Consider the following 18,068-nt stretch of genomic DNA (forward strand, 5'->3'; position numbering starts at 1 on the left):
TGTCTTGTCCTAAAATAGTTGACAGGTTAATAGGCCACATAAACACTCTCCGGGGTGCGGTAACCCAGCGCCATGTGCGGCCGGTTTTGATTGTATATTTTCACTGATTCTTTGACCAATGTCCTAGCAATCTCTTTCGATTGCAGAGTCTCACCTAAACAAAATTCATCTTTCAAGATTCCATTGACCCTTTCCGCTAAAGCATTCTCATAGACATGGTCCTGCTCGGTCATACTGATTCTGATTTTATTCTTTTGCAGTATTTTTATATAGTCTTTGCAACAATACTGGATACCCCGATCCGAATGGTGGATCAATTCGGACGGCTCTTTGGTTTGGCGTAAAGCCATCTTCAAAGCCCGCAGACTGCCGTCAATCGATAAACTGTTGCTCAGATCATATCCCATTATCTTCCGCGAATAATAGTCCGTAATAAGCGCTAAATACTGGAATCCTTCCAGTGTATGAATATAAGTTATATCCGACACATAGACCTGTCCAGGACGTTCAATCCGAATATCTTTGATCAGATTCGGATAATATCGGAACGGATGACGTGAGTCAGTCGTCCGGGTATATCGTTTACGTCTTTGGACTAACATTTGGTGTTCCCGTAGTGTCTCAAACAAACGATCTCTACCTACATGAATACCCATCTCGCCTAGCATATAATGCAACTTCCGAACGCCAATCCGCGGTTGCTGATAACGTATTTGACGAACCATCTCAAGAACAGGTGCTTCTGCCTGTTTTCGACACTCCGTTAAGCGCTTATGCCCATAATAGCCCTGACGACTAATTCCAAACCATTGGCACAATTGATTCGTACTGCATTGCTGATCCCGACGCTTCACTCTTTTACGACCTTTTTCAATTCCTGAGTACCAGAGTTTTTTTTAAAGGATATTCCATAGGTCTCTTCGGCGGCTTCAATCAAGCATTCCAGACAGAATTTGTCCAGATTCGACTTCGCTAAGGCCGCCTCTAACTGGCGCTTCTCTGCCTCTAACTTCTTGATCTTGTCCACTTCATCTCGCTTCTGTACCATCACGACTTTCCCTATTAAATGATCTTTTCCAAAGTCTTTTATCCAGTTATAGATTCCACCCAGACTAATCTCGTAAATTCTACTGGCTTCTGCAATACTCAGTACTCCAGATTCAATCTCTCCTATCACTTTCTGCTTAAATGCATTACTGTAACGAAAACTTGTCCTGGTTGACATTGCTTTTTTCTCCTCTTCTTTTGTCAACCTATTTCAGGACGAGACATTTCTTACAAACTCGTCATCATTCTTTATTTTTACAAATATTGAATCTATTCCACCACCGTTTAGAAGAATATCCGTTAGGTCTTCTGGAGTAAGATTTATACCCAAGGAATTTAACAGCTCTCTTGGTTGAAGCAATTCTTTATATAAATCAAAAATATGCGGAGTTTTCTCAATAAGTCTTAGATACCAGTAAGTTTCAAGGGCTTCAAATTGTGCCTTTCGTAAGTAAGATAAGGTCTGAGTTTCAGAATTTAGATTGTAGTTGAAAATCTCAGAAATAACAGGATAATCTGAGCTATAATTAGATTTTCTCCATTCAGCAACTTTTGATTTTAGTATGCTATGCAATGTCATTATGAATTAGCCTCCAAGTGTTTTGAAACTGCCATTGCGTATAACGCCAAGGTAATTCTTACTTCTCCCGGCTCTGCAAAACGTACGTAATCTTTTATGAACACACACAATTAGAATATAAATTAATGCTTCAATATATACAAGAAATAGACTTGGCGGATTCTGGGTTTCCTTGTCTGCCCTAAAATTACGACTTACGCCTCACGATCTCGTCATCGGATATTGGAATAAGGTTGTTTACTGTAACCCTGTTGCCTGTAACCCGTTGCCTGTCTCCTGTAACCCGTTGCCTGTAACCCGTTGCCTGTAACCCGTTGCCTGTAACCCGTTGCCTGTAACCTGTTTCCTGTAACCCGTTTCCTGTAACCCGTTGCCTGTAACCTGTTTCCTGTAACCCGTTGCCTGTAAACCCGTTGCCTGTAACCCGCTTCCTGTAACCCGTTGCCTGTAACCCGTTGCCTGTAACCCGTTGCCTGTAACCCGTTGCCTGTCTCCTGTAACCCGTTGCCTGTAACCCGTTGCCTGTTGCCTGTAACCCGTTGCCTGTCTCCTGTAACCCGTTGCCTGTTGTCTGTAACCTGTTTCCTGTCTCCGTTATCAGGTTTCGGGCTTGTCCGCCATTGGTAGGTACAATCTCAAATCTCCAATCTTAAATCTTAAATTATCTGAATGATACCCTATTTAATATCAATAGAAAGACCACCATAATACGTAGTTCCGTACATGGGCGCATACATAAATGCGGCGTCATCTAAATGTCTCTCATCCTGTACATAATTAAAAATATTATCTACACCGGCGTATAATTTGAATTGGCTAAACCGTTTGGAAACATGGGCATTAAACAACATATACGGATCGGTCTTCTTGATTTTTGACTGACTTCCGACAAGCGGTTCTATGTCCTCATTGTAGTAATCGATATACATGTTGCCCTGATAATCTCCCAAAAATACAAAATTCCAATCTTTCGGACTATACTCAATCTTCAGGTTACCTGTCGTCATAGGAAAGCGTGGGATATATTTACTAACACTCTCGTATTGACTACCGATCCAATCTTTACGAGCATGGTCATATTCACCCTGATTGAATGTAAAATCAAGACCAATATCAAGTTTCTTGGTGATATTTGCCATCACCGATAATTCAACCCCCTGAACAAAAGCATTGTCAATGTTTTTCCATTGATAGTCGTAGCCCAATGCGGCGATGTCTTCTTCGGCATCAGTAAAACCGATTTTATTTTTCAAATTGGTACGGAAAATGTTGGAGCTGATCCGCACATTTGCCCCATAATAATCAGCTGAAAGATTATAACTCACCGACGTTTCAGGATTCAAGTCGGAAGATTTCCAGATACGCGGCGAACCACTGCAAAGATGCAAATCTTCCGAAAACCCATAAGGCGCGCGAAAGCCGGTTCCCACATTGGCTCTTAAAGTAAACTTTTCTGTGAGAGCGTACTTAATCGCTAAACGGGGATTTAGGCTCGTCTCGCTAAAACTAGTTTTCGGAAACGCCGTGGTTTCAGACACCTGTCTACCGGTAGTATATTCTTCACTGGAATGATGATTGTCGATTCTGATACCGGGGACAATGGTGAAAAGATTGCTAATAGCCCATTCGTCCTGTAAAAATGAACCGAATTCGCGGGCTGATTTATTGCCTACAGATCTATAAGATTGCCCAAGATACTCGCTTTCGGGATTAACAACAACATACATCCCCGACTCTCCAAGATCGTCGTAATAACCCTGAACGCCAACGAGAACATTGTGCTTTTTTATGTGTTTTAAAAATGTAAGCGTGGAAGTATAGGATTTTTCTTGGGCGAGATAAGGCCGCATACCCCGTAAATCAGGTACGCTGTCGCCATGAGTTGCCATGTAATCACTTAGGTAAGAGTCATTCGTGGCTTCCCGATTATGGTTTACGTAAGCTAGTGAGAAATTCAGCTCTGAACTAGAACCGATGGGTTTGGTGTAATTCATCTCGGCTTCATAGCGTTCTGTGGTGATACTTTCGGTGCCGTCGGTAAGCGGATTTTTGTAATAATCGTCGGTCATCGTTCCTCCTTGTCTTTTCTCAAAAACCGATTTCCCTCTGATTACCAGCTTATCGCTGTTGAAAAATGCGTCATTAACAAACAAACTAAAACCGGCATTGGTCAAGTTGCTGGCAACCCGGTCGGATATGCCATCCTTATTTTTTACCTCTTCGCTAGTAGCGCCTGGACCGGTTTCATCAACCGCATCTCCCGTTACACGTTGAGCAAATGCAGTAAGACCGATATTCCCTTTTTCGTTCCTTATAGATGACGAAAGATCGTATTGGTTCGTATTGTATTTCCCGAACTGGACGCCAGTCGTTGCAGATGGAATAAATGAAGGCTCTTTGGTAACGATGTTAATCGCCCCGGCAATGGCACTGCTTCCATATAACGCCGAGCCGGCGCCCTTAACGATTTCAATTCTGTCCACATCGGCTGTACTCAACTGCTGGAGACCGTAAACCCCGGCTAATCCCGAATACATTGGTTGCCCGTTAATTAATACCTGAGTATGTTCGGCGCCAAGTCCCTGCACCCTTACCATCGTGAAATTGCAATACTGGCATTGCTGTTCGACGCGAATTCCGGGAGTGCCTTCCAGTGCCTCGTAAAGATTGACGGCATTTTTATTCTCTATTTCGTGCACAGTGATAACTTCCGTTCGTACGGGAACATCCTTGATATAATGTTTTGTCCGCGTCCCGGTGACTACCACCCGTTCAAATTCCAGAACATCTTCATCCAGTTCGAAGAAAAGAATGACAGCCTTCTTTCTTTCCATAATCACCTCTTTTTCCTGCGACTTGTAACCGATTGCCTGCGCAACGATAGTACATTTTCCCAACGGAAGATTTACCAGCTTGAAATGTCCGCTTGCGTCCGCCGCGGTTCCCAGATTCGTTCCTTTAACCATGACATTGGTAAAAGGTATATGCTCACCGGTCGATTTTGACTTTACATCTCCAAAAAGCATCGCATCTGTTTTTTCAGCTCCCATGACACTTATATTCAAACAAAAAATAAATAGTAAAAATAAAATCTTTTTCATGATGATTTCCTTTTCTCCTTTAACAATTGGCTCCTTCGTATTTTAATCACAAGATAGTATCAAAACACTGTTTCCAAGTTTACGCTCCACTTTTCACAGGATATAAATCCCGCGACTGATTGAATCCAAATGGATTTGAATGTTTTCTACTTAAAATAAATTGGACAAATTGGAGCAGAGAAGGCGGACCACGTTTAAGAATATCATTGCGGAATATCCGGGCGGGATGCCACTGAGGCGAGGTATTTGTTTTTAAATCTAGGCTGTGATATAGTAAGAAAGCAACTAAAAACACCCTAAATACAAACGACGAGAGAATATTGTAAATAAAAGCAAGATTGATATACTCGCTTTTTGAATGACTATAAATCGGGAAAGCATTATCGTTTTTGCATTTTTGATAAGGATGCGCATGAACAATAATTTTTCCGCTTTCATCAATATGGAAATGGGTGTAGTAAGAGAATGTGAACATTATCCATACGAACGCCAGTAATGTAAATACTGCAATTAAGGTCTTAGTTTTACTTCGAGAAATAATCATTCACATCTCAACATTACGCGGGGGAATGTAAAAAAAATATATGTCAGAATCAAAGATATATTTACGCACAAAACATTGTAAGAAGATAACCGCTTAATGATATTGAAAATAACCTCTTCTCTTTAATTTACCGTTAAGAAGAACTGCTATTTTTATTGATCTTTGCATTCTATTGTACTTATCGGATTTTCACTCCGATACTCACACGTTAGAAGCGACCGAATCAGAGATCTTGTGCGGGTTTTTCCCGATTTTCTCCCAATAATTTTTCGATTTTCTCTAACAAACTATCCGGTTTAACAGGTTTATCTAAGAAAATATCCACCGGCAAATAATCTCTATCCGGCGCGAATCGATAAGGAACCTGTTTACGTTCGTGGATACAACTCAAAATGATAATCGGTAAATCGGTCAGTTTCAGATTCTCTCGGATATTTTTAGCGAGTTGAAAGCCTTCAAACGCCGAGGGCATCATAACATCCAACACCACTAAATCGAAAGGTTCTGACTGGACTTTCCGAAAACCCGCCTCGGGCGTCTGTGCCGTTTCTACTTTGTAGCCATGCTTTTCAAAAAACATGGTCATCACTTCCAGAAAATCGACATCGTCATCAACAAATAATAAACGGCTCATGCTAACTCCTATCCTTTGCCTCAACCATTTTACTGATAGCCGCTTCCGCCGCATTGACAATCCCGTAAGCAATCGGAGAGGCGGTAATCATGGGATGAGTTCCCGATTGAAACATAGCGATCTGCTCGGCGGTCATCCGATTCTGAACACATGCGGAAATCGCATTCATAATCTCGCCGACACTGGCATCACCTCGCACCTGACCGCCTAAGAGAATACCGGAATTGGCTCCAAATACCAGTTTGATCTTGACATTCGCCGCACCCGAGAGTTTGCCGGGGTGACGATTGATGCTTTCGTTCACGGCGCTGATAACCTTGTAACCGTGAGCCTTCGCCATTTTTTCGGTCAATCCTGCCGTTCCGAGAGCCAAGTTACCTACAGCGGTTCCCCAAACACCGATAGTACCGGGCGTTTCACGTTTAATGCCAAATACATTGGCGCCGGCGACCCGAGCTTCCAGCGTCGCAATAGATGCTAATCTCAACGCCGAAGAGTTACCACCAAAAAAGGAAACTTTCTCGGCACAATCGCCGCAAGCAAAAATATTGGCATCGCTGGTTCGCATGGCGCGATCCACAACGATTCCGCCGGTCAATCCGATACGCAGACCGATTTTCTTCGCCAGATCGGCATTGGCGACCGCTCCGATTCCCAAAATGACAATATCCGCAACAATCTTTTTCCCATCTGCAAGCGTTACACTCTCCACTTGCTCGCCGCCATCAATGGAAACAATCTTTGATCCGGTATAGATTACAATGCCGCGAGACCGGAGTTGCTCTTCCATTTCCACGCAAAAATCATCATCATAGGACTGGGAAAGACAGTGCTCTTCGATCTCAACGACACTGACATTTTCAACGCCGGACTTCTTGATCTCGTCGCTGATCTCGATTCCAATGAAACCGCCGCCAATGACCACGACATTTTTTGCTGATTTTAACCTTTTTTGCATCTCTGTCAGGTATGGAATTTCCTTGATAATCGCATATACGCCATCTTTGTCGTGTCCTGGGGTCGGAGGCATTGCCGGGTAACTACCCGTTCCAATAATCAATTTATCATAACCAAATGATCCCTTATCCGTCTTGATAATCTTTTCCTTTCGGTCGACGTCAATCACCCGTTCGATCCGGAGATCAATTTTCATTTTCTCATAAACCCCATCAGGAATCAGGTCATCAAGAGGACTTTCCAGCGATCCAAAAATGTAAGGAATACCACAGGGGATCAAAACTTTTTCCTCTTTGCGAATTACCAAAACTTGCTTGTCCGGATAATGACGACGAGCCGTTTGTGCGGCTGTCAATCCGGCGGCACTGCCACCGACCACAATTACATCATACTTTTCCATTTCTTTCCCTTTCAATACAATGATTTAACATTTAACTCATCCTGAAACTTCGGGACGAGTGAGCAAATATAACCGGTAAAAATCCGAAAACATCTCATAAGCCGTCCTATAGCCATTCGGACTTCTCGGCAACATGATAAAATCAAGGTTTTCATTTCCCCCTGCGTTCCGTTGCCGCTCGCTGAAATATTTCTCGTAGTAACTACTCAAATATCTAGTCTCTAATTTTCAAAACTCATATCCGCGCCTTAATGCCTTTTGTGGACAGGATGAAAAATATTTCCGGCATCTCTAAAATGATATGTTTAATCCGCTTCTGCATTTGGGCGCTCATCGCTAATTTTATCTCAAACATCTGTGTAAATTTACCACGCATTGGCAACAGCGCCAAATTTTTATTGGACACTAATGGATAATCTCTTGAATAGGATTGTTAGATAAATAATAAGAAACAGCGAACTCCGCCTGCGGCGAACAGGTTTTGTGTTGGACGCAATAGTCATTGGGCATTTCTATTTCGGGTCCAAGGTTCCGAGTTCTGGGTTTGACCACCGGATTATAATCCAAAACCAGTATGACGACACAAAAACTGGTTTCACAGAACACGAAACCCGGAACTTCCTATCCGCCGTACAGAATCTTATGCGAATCGATGCGCGCTTTTTTATTGCCTGAAAACAGCGCCATGACTTTGATCGTGATCCACTCTAATGAAAATATGAAGTCAACCTTTTCCCACAATCGCACGATAATGATCCAGATTAGGAAAACGACTGCCATAAAAACGAAAATCTGCGTCGCATCCCATATCAGTAGAGGAATCTGATTAACGTATGAAACAGCGGCTTTCCAGAATTGCTCGAAAAACAAATAAACGCCGTGCGCCAAAATAGATTCAGTGATATAAATTGTCAGAGAAACAATACTGAAGCGCCGGATGGTTAAAGTCTTCTCGATCCGGCGAAGCCGCCGCTCAGGTCGGCAATAGTCATAGTATCCCAGCATCAGGATCGTCGCAAAGGTCATCGCTCCGAGGTTCATTATCTGGATTATGATTGGAATGTTGTCCGACATGATATTTTCGAACGGATTATCAGCGACAAAAACCCACATGAGAAAGAAAACGAGTGTGACGCCAAAGAACAACACGGCGGTTTGGCGAATCTTGTGAAATTTTTCGTTGCACTGAATGGCAGAGCCAATAATAGCGCCAACATATCCAAACCCGAGGATTGGGAAAAAACGGAAGCGTCCCATTGTCATTTTACCAAACACCATCAGCGGCAGTTTCCAGTTGCGTCTGGTCAGTTCGTCGAAGACATGGGGCTTTACGGCATGCACGATCGGAGTAAACACAAACCAGATCAACGTGATGATTGCCAGTCCAACATAAATATGCCGAGGTTTTACGACATTCGAATCCGGATCGGCAGACTTTCTCGATTTCATTTTATTGATGATGAATAAAATGAATGCCGGCACGATAATACCTGTCAAAGCGATGGAATCCAGCGTGTCGGCATAGTAGCGAATCTTGAAGTTGAAAAGGCTAAAAGTTCCATTCTCGAACATGCCACCTGAGAAAATGAACACGGTTAACCGACTGATCAATATCAGCAAGACGGCGGATAAAACCCTTCTAAGAATGTAAGCAGAACTTTGATTCGGGTCCCGCCGATACACACGCAGAAAACCGTAAGCGATATTTGCGCCGGTAATCAGGGTAAATATCGGTCCCCATAACGATAAAACGATCACTGGGGCGAGAAGGAAAATGACCTCTTCTGGAATCGCAGACATCAATGGATCGAAAAGCGACGGATCGTTCTTTCCGATCTGATAAATCAGAGAATGCATCGGAATCAAAAACAGGATAGCGATGCCTTTGACGATATCAAATGTATAGATTCTCTCCCGATCCATTTCCCATCCCAAATTCCGCCCGACTTTATCAAAATTAACCGCGGAGCACGCCGCCACTGCTAGTGGCTGGGTTCAGGTCGCAGAAAATTCCATCAACAACTGTTTTATCCGTCATGGGCGGAGAAACTCAATCAAGATTAACCACAGAACACGCGTTATCAACGATGGTAGGATTCAGAGTGAAGAAGCATTTCATCTGGCATTGACACTTTCAGATTTCAGTCGTCTCTAATCTACGTAATCCAACCGAATCAATCCGCCAGAGGCGGACAGGCCCAATCGACCTGTCAAACTAATGTCTAAATGACAAACCCCGCCATCGGCGCGGGAACTGACAACTGATGACTTACTTCTGTTCGATTACCTTGTTCTCCATCAACTTAATGAATGGCGTAAACAGATCGATCGGCACCGGGAAGATGATGGTCGAATTATTTTCCGTAGCGATCTCCCGTAACGTCTGGAGGAAACGCAGTTGAATGGTGACGGGTTGCTTATTCAGTATGTCACCAGCTTCCAGCAAGCGCGCAGATGCTTGAAATTCGCCTTCGGCATTGATGATTTTGGCGCGGCGCTCGCGTTCGGCTTCTGCCTGCTTGGCCATGGCTCTCTGCATTTCCTGCGGCAGGTCGACATGTTTGATCTCGACCTGCGACACTTTGATGCCCCACGGATCGGTGTGTATGTCGAGAATCGTCTGCAGTTCGGCATTGATCTTATCCCGGCCGGAAAGCAGATCGTCAAGTTCCTGCTGACCGAGAACGCTTCTGAGCGTTGTTTGGCTCAATTGCGACGTGGCGTACAGATAATCTTCAACCTCCACGATGGCTTTATTGGGGTCGATGACACGGAAATAGACGACGGCATTGACTTTGACTGATACATTATCCTTCGTTATAATGTCCTGCGCCGGCACATCATGCACAACGGTTCGCAGACTAACTTTGATCATCTTATCAATGCCGGGGATGATCAGGAAAATTCCGGGGCCTTTGGCGCCGACCAGACGACCCAGACGAAAGATGACGCCGCGTTCATATTCCTTGAGAACGCGGATCGCGCTGGAAAGAAACAGCACGATTAAAACGACAATGGTAATGGTGGAAATGGACATGTTGCACTCCTTTTTTATGTTATCAACTTACGACTCAATCAATATTTTTTCGACTTTCAACGTCATCCGGTCAACCGTCCGAACGACAATGCGGCTTCCTTTTTCGATCGGTTCGTCCGAAATCGCCTGCCAGTATTCGCCATGCACGGCAACCATTCCGCTCCGAAAAACATCGGTCAGGGCAATGCCAGTTTCTTCGAGCAAACCTTCTTTCCCCGTCGTCGGTTTCTGCTGGTGTGTTTTAACCGTCAACATCAGCGCGACGATGAAAAACGCCGCTGAGAAAAGTACAATGGGAATAATCACAGACAGTGAAATGGAAAACAGCGCCTTCGGCGCATTGGTCACATCAATCAACATCATGGAACCTAACAGCATAGAAATTATTCCTCCGATCGTCAAAAGTCCGAAACTGACGATCTTTACTTCTAAGATGAATAAAACAATGCCAACGACAATTAACGCCAGTCCGGCATAATTGATCGGCAGAATCTGAAACGAGAAAAAGGCGAGAATCAGAAAAATCCCACCCAGCACGCCGGGAAAGATCGCGCCCGGATTCGCAAATTCAAAATAAATGCCGTAGAAGCCAAGCATCAACAGCAGATAAGCGACGGTCGGGTCGCTGATGATGTCCAGAATTTTCCGCGCGATGCCAAGTGGTCGAACGACGATTGTAGCATCTTTCGTGTGAATCGTCTTTTTACCAGCGGCGAGTTTGACGGTTTTCCCGTCTAACCATTCCAGCAATTCATCCCTATCTTTGGCAACGAGATCTACGACATGTTTCTTAACCGCTTCGGTTTCGGTAATCGATACGCTTTTCCGGACGGATTGCTCCAGCCAGTCGGCGTTCCGCCCGCGTTGTTCAGCGATGCTTCGGATAAAAGCAACCGCGTCATTGGTCACTTTTTCCATCATCGTTTCCGTTCCGGCTGAATCAGGCTTCTCTCCGCCAAATCCGCCTCCGCCCATCGTGACCGGATGCGCCGCGCCGATGTTCGTACCGGGCGCCATCGCCGCAAAATGCGCCGATGCCGTGATGAACACGCCCGCCGATGCGGCTTGCGCGCCGCGCGGAAAAACATAAACAACAACGGGAACTTTGGAGTTCAGGATGTCCTTGATGATGTCGCGCATGGAAGTCATCAATCCGCCGGGCGTATCCATTTGGATGATCATACATTCAGCGTTATCTTCTTCTGCCTGTAAGATATTATCGTGAATGTAGGATGCGGCGACCGGGTTGATGATGCCATCGAGTTCCAGAACGCGCACTTCGGCGGCTGAAATGGCCTGCGTTGCCATCACTGCCATCGCCAAACTCAGTATAAGGATTGGGATTTTCTTGACCATTCTCAGATTCCTAAATTGATAATGAACATCAGAACTTACGTAATTCTACAATCAATTTAACGACTTTCGGCTGGATTATTCATCTTTTTCACATGGGAAACCAGCGGCACGCGATGCGGTTGCTTTTCCGGCGATTCTGCCGGACTGGCGACGACCGAATAATCGCCGAACTCGACGAGGATGAAGTAGAGTAGATATTGTCCCGTAGCCGTTTCTGGATCGATGTCGTAAACATAACGCCCGCTTCGATATTCCATCGGTCGCTCTCTAAACATCTCCCACCGGTCGTTGCGGATGAAAATGCTCACTTTTCGAATTTGCAGATCGCCGCTTTGCAGAATACATTCTACCGAATCCGCTCGAGCATTTTGAAGCGAGTCCGGCGAAGCATGAAAAATGCGCGGCGTTTCAGCCCCGACTGAATACTGCGTCAATGCAAGGAAACAAAACAGCAGTAACCAGCCGTGTATTCGCATCGATCCCAAGGCGATTTAGAATAAAACCGCCAGCGATAATGCCAGACGGTCTTCGGTATATTTCTGCTTGGTTGTCGTCTCGAAGTACGGATAGTAATTGGACAGATTGCCGAAACCGCGCTGATATGAGCAACCGATAATAAGAGATCTGTTCAGAATGGTTTCAACGTTTGCGCCGATGACATGATAATATTCTTCGTCGCTGTCTTTAAGATCGGCATAAGGTGACTGTACCCTGCGGTAAGCAAAGCGCGTCGACAGCGAATTGCCGAAAGGAATGGCAATCGAGGCGCTGATATCCGTTGTGTTACGCAGATTCCAGTAGAGGTCGCGGTTGATGGCGGTCTCATCTTCCAGAAGATCAACTTCGATCTTCTGCCAATTATGAAAAACAATGTCCATGCCTAATGTAATTTTGGCGATCTTGATCGCAAAGTTACTCCCGATTTCCAGCGGATAACGGGATTTATACTTGAAATCATAGGTGTCAAGGTAAGTAGTTAATGTATCCTCGTCGTCTGTATATTCTTGCGTCCTTTCTCTGACCTCGCGAATGGACAGATTCAGTGGAGCCGATATGCGCAGTCCAAGTTTATAGTTGTCCGATTGGAAACACAGACCGAAATCCGCGTTGACGCCGGAATAACTGGGTTTGATATTCTGATTGTAAACGATGGAACTGTCACCAATTAAGTTATGGACATCCGTACTGGTTTCGGTCGCCTGATAGTTCCGTTCACCACTATAAAAATTCAGCGACATGCCCATGTTTACATTTTTCATAAATTCCGTTGCTCCGGCTACTCTGACAACATCAATTGAGCCAGTTTCCCGGACATTATACTCCAGATCAGTATCCACAATAAACGGATTATCATCTTCATCGTAAAATGTGGTTCCCGTGATTCCCTTGCTGGTGGCTGACGAGTAATAATATGCCGCTGGAGTATAGCTGGCGGACAAAACAAAACTTCCCTGATAAACCGGCAACGGATAAGCAAATCCAATGTAGTCAATGTAGGATTCACTCGATGAAGCGGAATATTCCTTTCCGACATCAGCCAAAGTAGATAATTGTTTGACAGAAAAACTCTTGCCGGTTATACTGGCTTTCGGACGTTTGATGTTGGTCAGAAAAGCAGGATTATATTGCGTTGACGAGATATCCGTCGCTAGTTGTGAATTATTCAGTAGAGTAAACGCGGAGGCGCCAAAGCCGTAAACACTCCAGAAAGGACGAAGCGCTTCACTGCTCATTACCTCATCAAATTGCTGGGCAAAGCCGTTTGAATGAATCAGAAAGAAAATAACCGCTAAGGCGGGAATAACCTTACGAAAAGATGACATATTACGACTTCCTATTTATGATTGCTTTTAGAAGAACTGCTATGAGCTTTAGGTGAAGAAGAAGGGCTCGATGAAGAACTACTTCCGGAGTTGGAAGATGAACTGTTCGAATTGGATGACGAACTGCTGGAAGTACTAGAACTACTCGAGTTACTGGAACCACTCGAACTGTTCGAACTGCTGGAACTGCTCGAAGGATTTGACGACGAGCTATTGGAACTCGAAGATTTTGAGTTCGAAGTGGAGCGCTTACTAGTAGTAGCATGGGACGAACCGGATTTATTTGTATATGTGGCTTTCGAACTAGTTGGGGAGCCTGTATTTTTTCGGATAATAGTGGTATGAGGCGCCGTAGCCGGCGTCAGAGTTGTTTGGAATCCAACAATGGATTCTCCAGTCGTGGTTTTGTCCGCTGGATTTTTTGATGTCGAATGTGCTTTTTGCGAACTGGAACCGGTTATAGTCGTGGCCGTCTTAGTATTGGAAGCAGAAGTTGTACTGCTGGCTTGGAAAGATGACGGCATATAGGAAATCGTGTTCTGAAAATCGGAACTATTTGCGTTACTGGAAGCCCGACTGCCACTAACAGGAGTTTCTTTAGCATGCCATTGGGCCTTTATCTGATCCGGTCCTTTGGCAACCGTTTCTCCACTTCCGCCACTGTAGTAATACCAGTGATTGTAATGGCCGCGATAGCCGCCACCGTACCAACCATAGTAAGGATTGTAATATCCACTGTAGTAACCGCCGTAATAGGAATAATACCGATAGTAATCCCAATCGTAAAACGGATCATAGCTCCACGGATCGTAATAACCTAAGGAATAGGAATTGTTCGGATAATACCCGTAGCGATAAGAAAAATACATCCGTGGATTCGCGCTGTAACCATACCAAAGGTTTGTGCGCAGAAAATCCTGGTAAGCGTCTCGGTAACCTGTATTGTAATCGTTCAAATTTGACGTATCAAAACTGTAATTTTCAAAGGACTGATCATCCAGAATAACGGTATCGGATTCCGCCTGTTCGTAGATTTCCTGACGGACAATCGGTTCCGCAAATTTCGTATAGCAACCGGAAAGGAAGAAAACGCCGGTCAACGTTGCCCCAAAAATCAATAGGTTGCGTTTCATTTTTAGCCTCTCTTTCATCGGCCCAAATTTACCCATCTGTTTCATCGAATTCAAGTAACTCTCATTTGTTTGACAAACGAACTTGCTAAAAGGTTCCATTTTATTTTTTCCCTGAGCGAGGATTTTTACCTGTAATGATCAAATTTGCCGGCAACATCCGGATTCCGCGCCGCGTTTCCAGAATCCCCCGAATGACGATCGGACGGTTGCGCAGGCTTTCCGATCCGCGAATCGGAACGCTTAAACGGTTCCAAATATTATTTTCAAGACGGGAATAGACCAGCGAGTCGCCCCATTCGATTTCATTCGGTTCGGTTGAAATCAGCAACTGGAGTTTGACATTTTCTTCCGGTTCCGGCAGATTGTTCCGGAGATCGATAAGAATTTGACAGGATTCGCCAGGCGTCAAGAATCCATCCTGATCCTTATCAACGAAAAACATCCCGGCGCTGAATTCGGAAACAGGCGTTTGCTTCTTAGAAAAAACCGAAACCTGTCGCCAATCCGGAGTCGGCAACACCTGAACATCGAATTCTTGGCTGTCTTCTCCACCGCGATTATCTGTGACTGCAACATTAAAGTGAAAATAGCCCGTGTCAGGTGGTAACCAAATCAGCATTCCGGTTTTTTCTAACAACTCCGTGTTCGACGGACCAGCAACCATCGAATAGCGCAAATTATCGTAAAGATCAATCTCAACTGCCTGAATGCGATACAGGAACAAATCCCCGTCGTACGTTTTTTCCGGCGGCTCCGAGATAATTCGCGGCGGATTGTTCCGGCTGATCGGCTGAAATGTTCTCGGCAATTCGTTGATCTTTTTCACCGGAAAGAAATAAGTTCCTTTTACAGGCGGCGATTGAAACACGTCCGCCGAATTGATTCCGTCAAGAACGACATCGGCGATCGTAATGCTTCCAGTGAACATTCCAGTCTGCAGGTAAGGCGTCCGAAATGAGTTTTTATCCGCCTGATCTCCGACATAAACCACCCGATTCTCCTGGGGTGACCAATGTACGAATTGCGCGTAATGGCGGATCGCCGTTTTATACTTTTCATCACCGATAATGACATTGATGGCTGTCGTATCGCCAGTTCGGACACTAGAAACCGAACCGTCGGGATTTGTTAGAAAAAAAAGTTGCCCGCTCGGCGAACAAGTCATGGATAAAACCGGAGCGTAAAATTGAAAAACTCGCGTGATGAACAGTGAATCTATCGGCGATTGGTTGATTCGGAACAATCCCTGACGGATATTTTCAATCCACGCAACCGAACCCTGATCAGGCATAAGAATAGGATAGGAGTTCGCCGTCAGATATGATTGGGTGATTTCACGGTTTTCACTGGAAGGAACATTAAACAGGTTCAGGTTCCCGTCGATAACGTTGGAATATAAAATCGTCTCGTTGTCGTTTAAAAATGTTGGCGAACTTCCATAAACCGGCAACGCCGTGACAGCCTTTGTGTCCAGATTCATAACATTCAAATGGCGCGAAAGGCCTTTGCTGAAGACGATCTGCTTCTGATCCGGCGACATAGACGGAAAGTACAGGTCTTCGTCGGATTCGTACAATTTTTCGGGCGCGCTACCGCTTACGGCAACGAGATAAATACAGTCGGAATAGTCACCGCCGAGCCGACCATTGAAGATGATTGACTGAGCATCGGGATTGAAGCGCGGAACGATAACATAGCCGGATTGAACCTTCTCGATCAGTGTTCGTGGATTGGAAAACCGGATCGTCGGGCTTTTTTCACTTTTACGCGGCGCACAGGTCATTAGCACAAGCGCGCTTAACCAGATAACCGTTACCTTTTGAAGTCGCATCGGGAGATTCCTTGTGATTTTCTTGAGTTTTCCATCTGAAAAAGTTTAAGCAAGTCTTCTATGATATTCAATAGAAATATTGTCACGGTTCGCGTTTATCGCAAACATACCTCCGATAATTCAATTTGTAAAAAGTCCCGGCGATTCTGTATATTTGCATCCGTGAGAAATTTCGTCCGAACCTGCGTAAAAAGAATATCTGCCTTCAGTGGTGCTTGGATCGGCGCCCGTTATATTTACCGTGAACTGATCTTCCCGTTTCTCTTCGCGATCGGTGTCGTAACGTTCATTCTGCTGGTCAATTTTCTCCTGAAATCTGTTGACAGACTCCTCGGAAAAGGATTGCAATTCAGCGTCCTGATCGAATTTCTATATTTGAATCTGGCTTGGATCATCGCCATGTCAGTTCCGATGGCGGTTCTCGTTGCATCGCTCATGGCTTATGGACGTCTTGCCGAAGACAACGAGATTACCGCCATGCGCGCCAGCGGCATTAGTTTTTTCACGGTTCTTGGACCGGGAATTGTCTTTGGAACGGTTGTCGCCGTATTCATGGTCTACTTCAGCAATAATATTCTTCCCGATTTCAATCACAAAGCGAGACTTTTGGCGGGAGACATTTACCGTCTCCGTCCCGGATTAACCATCGAACCGGGATATTTTATGGACGATATTCCGGATTATTCGATCTACGTCAAGTCAAAAAAGGGCGAACTGCTCCGGCAAATCACCATCTATAACAAAAATCAGTACGATACACAGACAACAATCTATGCAGACAGCGGGTTTCTTGCCGTTGACGGCAACACGATCCTCTTCACATTGTTCTCTGGACAAATCCACGAACTCAATCTTGAGGATATGTCAGATTATCGGCGCATCGATTTCAAAAAACACCGAATCGCAATTCCCGTTGATAACATGATGCTGGAGCGCCGCGATACCGCCCGAAGAGGCGACCGCGAGATGAATATTTCCATGATGCGGAAAGAGATCGCCAAATTTTCGGAGGAACATAAGAAAATCCTTTACAAGATCAATAAACTCACCATGAGCGAACTGGGACGTAAAGCGCCGGCTAAGATAGAAACTTTGGAGAAGATCATCGAGTCGGAAAAAGTAAAAAACTCTCAAACTTTGTCGCCGCTCGTAGCGATGCAGAAAAACGCCCATTTGAATGCCCTGAAAAACCGAGTCAAAGGCGAATCCGGACTTGCATTTAGCTACCAGAAACAAATCAACAAATACAATGTGGAAATCCAGAAGAAATTCTCGATTCCCTTCGCATGTATCATGTTTGTCCTCATCGGCGCGCCGCTGGGAGTCATGACGCGGAAAGGCGGTATCGCCGTCGCCGCAACATTAAGTATTGCATTTTTCCTGCTTTATTACGTTTTTCTCATCGGCGGAGAAGAACTCGCCGACATGGTGATCATTTCACCGTTTTGGGCGATGTGGATGCCAAATCTTCTCATCCTGATTATTGGCGTTTATTTGATCTATTACACGTCGCACGAACAAAAAACAATGGATTTTCGCAAAATATTCCGATTTTTCAGTCGGAAAAAATAGGGAAGATTCGATTATCGGTACAAAACAATTCCCCTGTTTGATGCTTTTTATAT

Annotated in this window: 16 protein-coding genes and 1 pseudogene; 1 reads left to right on the forward strand and 16 read right to left on the reverse strand. The window is 44.7% G+C overall.

The features are described 5' to 3' along the window. Positions 1 to 26 precede the first annotated feature (26 nt). The 16 genes and pseudogenes from COT43_07055 to COT43_07130 all read right to left on the reverse strand — a co-directional run bounded on the left by COT43_07055 (position 27) and on the right by COT43_07130 (position 16,443). On the reverse strand, positions 27 to 725 hold the full coding sequence (locus tag COT43_07055) for a hypothetical protein (protein PIS28132.1): 699 nt from the start codon (positions 723 to 725) through the stop codon (positions 27 to 29). A 125-nt stretch (positions 726 to 850) separates the two neighbouring features. Then, positions 851 to 1,225: a transposase gene (locus COT43_07060; protein ID PIS28133.1), complete on the reverse strand. Its 375-nt coding sequence runs from the start codon at positions 1,223 to 1,225 to the stop codon at positions 851 to 853. A gap of 33 nt (positions 1,226 to 1,258) precedes the next feature. Then, positions 1,259 to 1,627 carry a hypothetical protein gene (locus tag COT43_07065; GenBank protein ID PIS28134.1) on the reverse strand — a complete coding sequence of 123 codons (369 nt, stop codon included), beginning with the start codon at positions 1,625 to 1,627 and terminating at the stop codon, positions 1,259 to 1,261. A 237-nt stretch (positions 1,628 to 1,864) separates the two neighbouring features. After that, positions 1,865 to 2,044: pseudogene (locus COT43_07070) on the reverse strand (hypothetical protein). Positions 2,045 to 2,304: 260 nt separating this feature from the next. Beyond that, positions 2,305 to 4,728 carry a TonB-dependent receptor gene (locus COT43_07075; protein PIS28135.1) on the reverse strand — a complete coding sequence of 808 codons (2,424 nt, stop codon included), beginning with the start codon at positions 4,726 to 4,728 and terminating at the stop codon, positions 2,305 to 2,307. A gap of 79 nt (positions 4,729 to 4,807) precedes the next feature. After that, positions 4,808 to 5,203, reverse strand: coding sequence for a hypothetical protein (locus COT43_07080; GenBank protein ID PIS28136.1), 396 nt, complete (start codon positions 5,201 to 5,203; stop codon positions 4,808 to 4,810). A 292-nt stretch (positions 5,204 to 5,495) separates the two neighbouring features. Further along, positions 5,496 to 5,960 carry a hypothetical protein gene (locus COT43_07085; protein PIS28137.1) on the reverse strand — a complete coding sequence of 155 codons (465 nt, stop codon included), beginning with the start codon at positions 5,958 to 5,960 and terminating at the stop codon, positions 5,496 to 5,498. Next, positions 5,908 to 7,263, reverse strand: a complete 1,356-nt coding sequence (locus COT43_07090; GenBank protein PIS28138.1) for a pyridine nucleotide-disulfide oxidoreductase — start codon at positions 7,261 to 7,263, stop codon at positions 5,908 to 5,910. The genes COT43_07085 and COT43_07090 overlap by 53 nt, the downstream gene beginning before the upstream one ends. Before the next feature lie 405 nt (positions 7,264 to 7,668). Beyond that, positions 7,669 to 7,869: a hypothetical protein gene (locus tag COT43_07095; protein ID PIS28139.1), complete on the reverse strand. Its 201-nt coding sequence runs from the start codon at positions 7,867 to 7,869 to the stop codon at positions 7,669 to 7,671. A gap of 15 nt (positions 7,870 to 7,884) precedes the next feature. Further along, complete coding sequence (locus COT43_07100; GenBank protein ID PIS28140.1) at positions 7,885 to 9,243, reverse strand: hypothetical protein; 1,359 nt, start codon at positions 9,241 to 9,243, stop codon at positions 7,885 to 7,887. Between the two features lie 289 nt (positions 9,244 to 9,532). Beyond that, positions 9,533 to 10,300, reverse strand: coding sequence for a hypothetical protein (locus tag COT43_07105; protein PIS28141.1), 768 nt, complete (start codon positions 10,298 to 10,300; stop codon positions 9,533 to 9,535). 27 nt (positions 10,301 to 10,327) lie between these two features. Beyond that, positions 10,328 to 11,656 carry a serine protease gene (locus tag COT43_07110; protein ID PIS28142.1) on the reverse strand — a complete coding sequence of 443 codons (1,329 nt, stop codon included), beginning with the start codon at positions 11,654 to 11,656 and terminating at the stop codon, positions 10,328 to 10,330. Between the two features lie 56 nt (positions 11,657 to 11,712). Next, on the reverse strand, positions 11,713 to 12,132 hold the full coding sequence (locus tag COT43_07115) for a hypothetical protein (GenBank protein PIS28143.1): 420 nt from the start codon (positions 12,130 to 12,132) through the stop codon (positions 11,713 to 11,715). 15 nt (positions 12,133 to 12,147) lie between these two features. After that, positions 12,148 to 13,479, reverse strand: coding sequence for a hypothetical protein (locus COT43_07120; protein PIS28144.1), 1,332 nt, complete (start codon positions 13,477 to 13,479; stop codon positions 12,148 to 12,150). A gap of 11 nt (positions 13,480 to 13,490) precedes the next feature. Continuing rightward, positions 13,491 to 14,711: a hypothetical protein gene (locus COT43_07125; GenBank protein ID PIS28145.1), complete on the reverse strand. Its 1,221-nt coding sequence runs from the start codon at positions 14,709 to 14,711 to the stop codon at positions 13,491 to 13,493. Between the two features lies 1 nt (position 14,712). After that, a complete protein-coding gene (locus tag COT43_07130) occupies positions 14,713 to 16,443 on the reverse strand; it encodes a hypothetical protein (protein PIS28146.1) in 1,731 nt (576 codons plus the stop codon). A gap of 60 nt (positions 16,444 to 16,503) precedes the next feature. Between COT43_07130 and COT43_07135 the strand changes: the two genes are divergently transcribed. Continuing rightward, the gene (locus COT43_07135) at positions 16,504 to 18,015 is read left to right on the forward strand and encodes a YjgP/YjgQ family permease (GenBank protein PIS28147.1); all 1,512 of its coding nucleotides are present in this window, start codon (positions 16,504 to 16,506) and stop codon (positions 18,013 to 18,015) included. Positions 18,016 to 18,068 lie beyond the last annotated feature (53 nt).

Source organism: Candidatus Marinimicrobia bacterium CG08_land_8_20_14_0_20_45_22, from assembly GCA_002774355.1.
Lineage (GTDB): Bacteria > Fidelibacterota > UBA2242 > UBA2242 > UBA2242 > 0-14-0-20-45-22.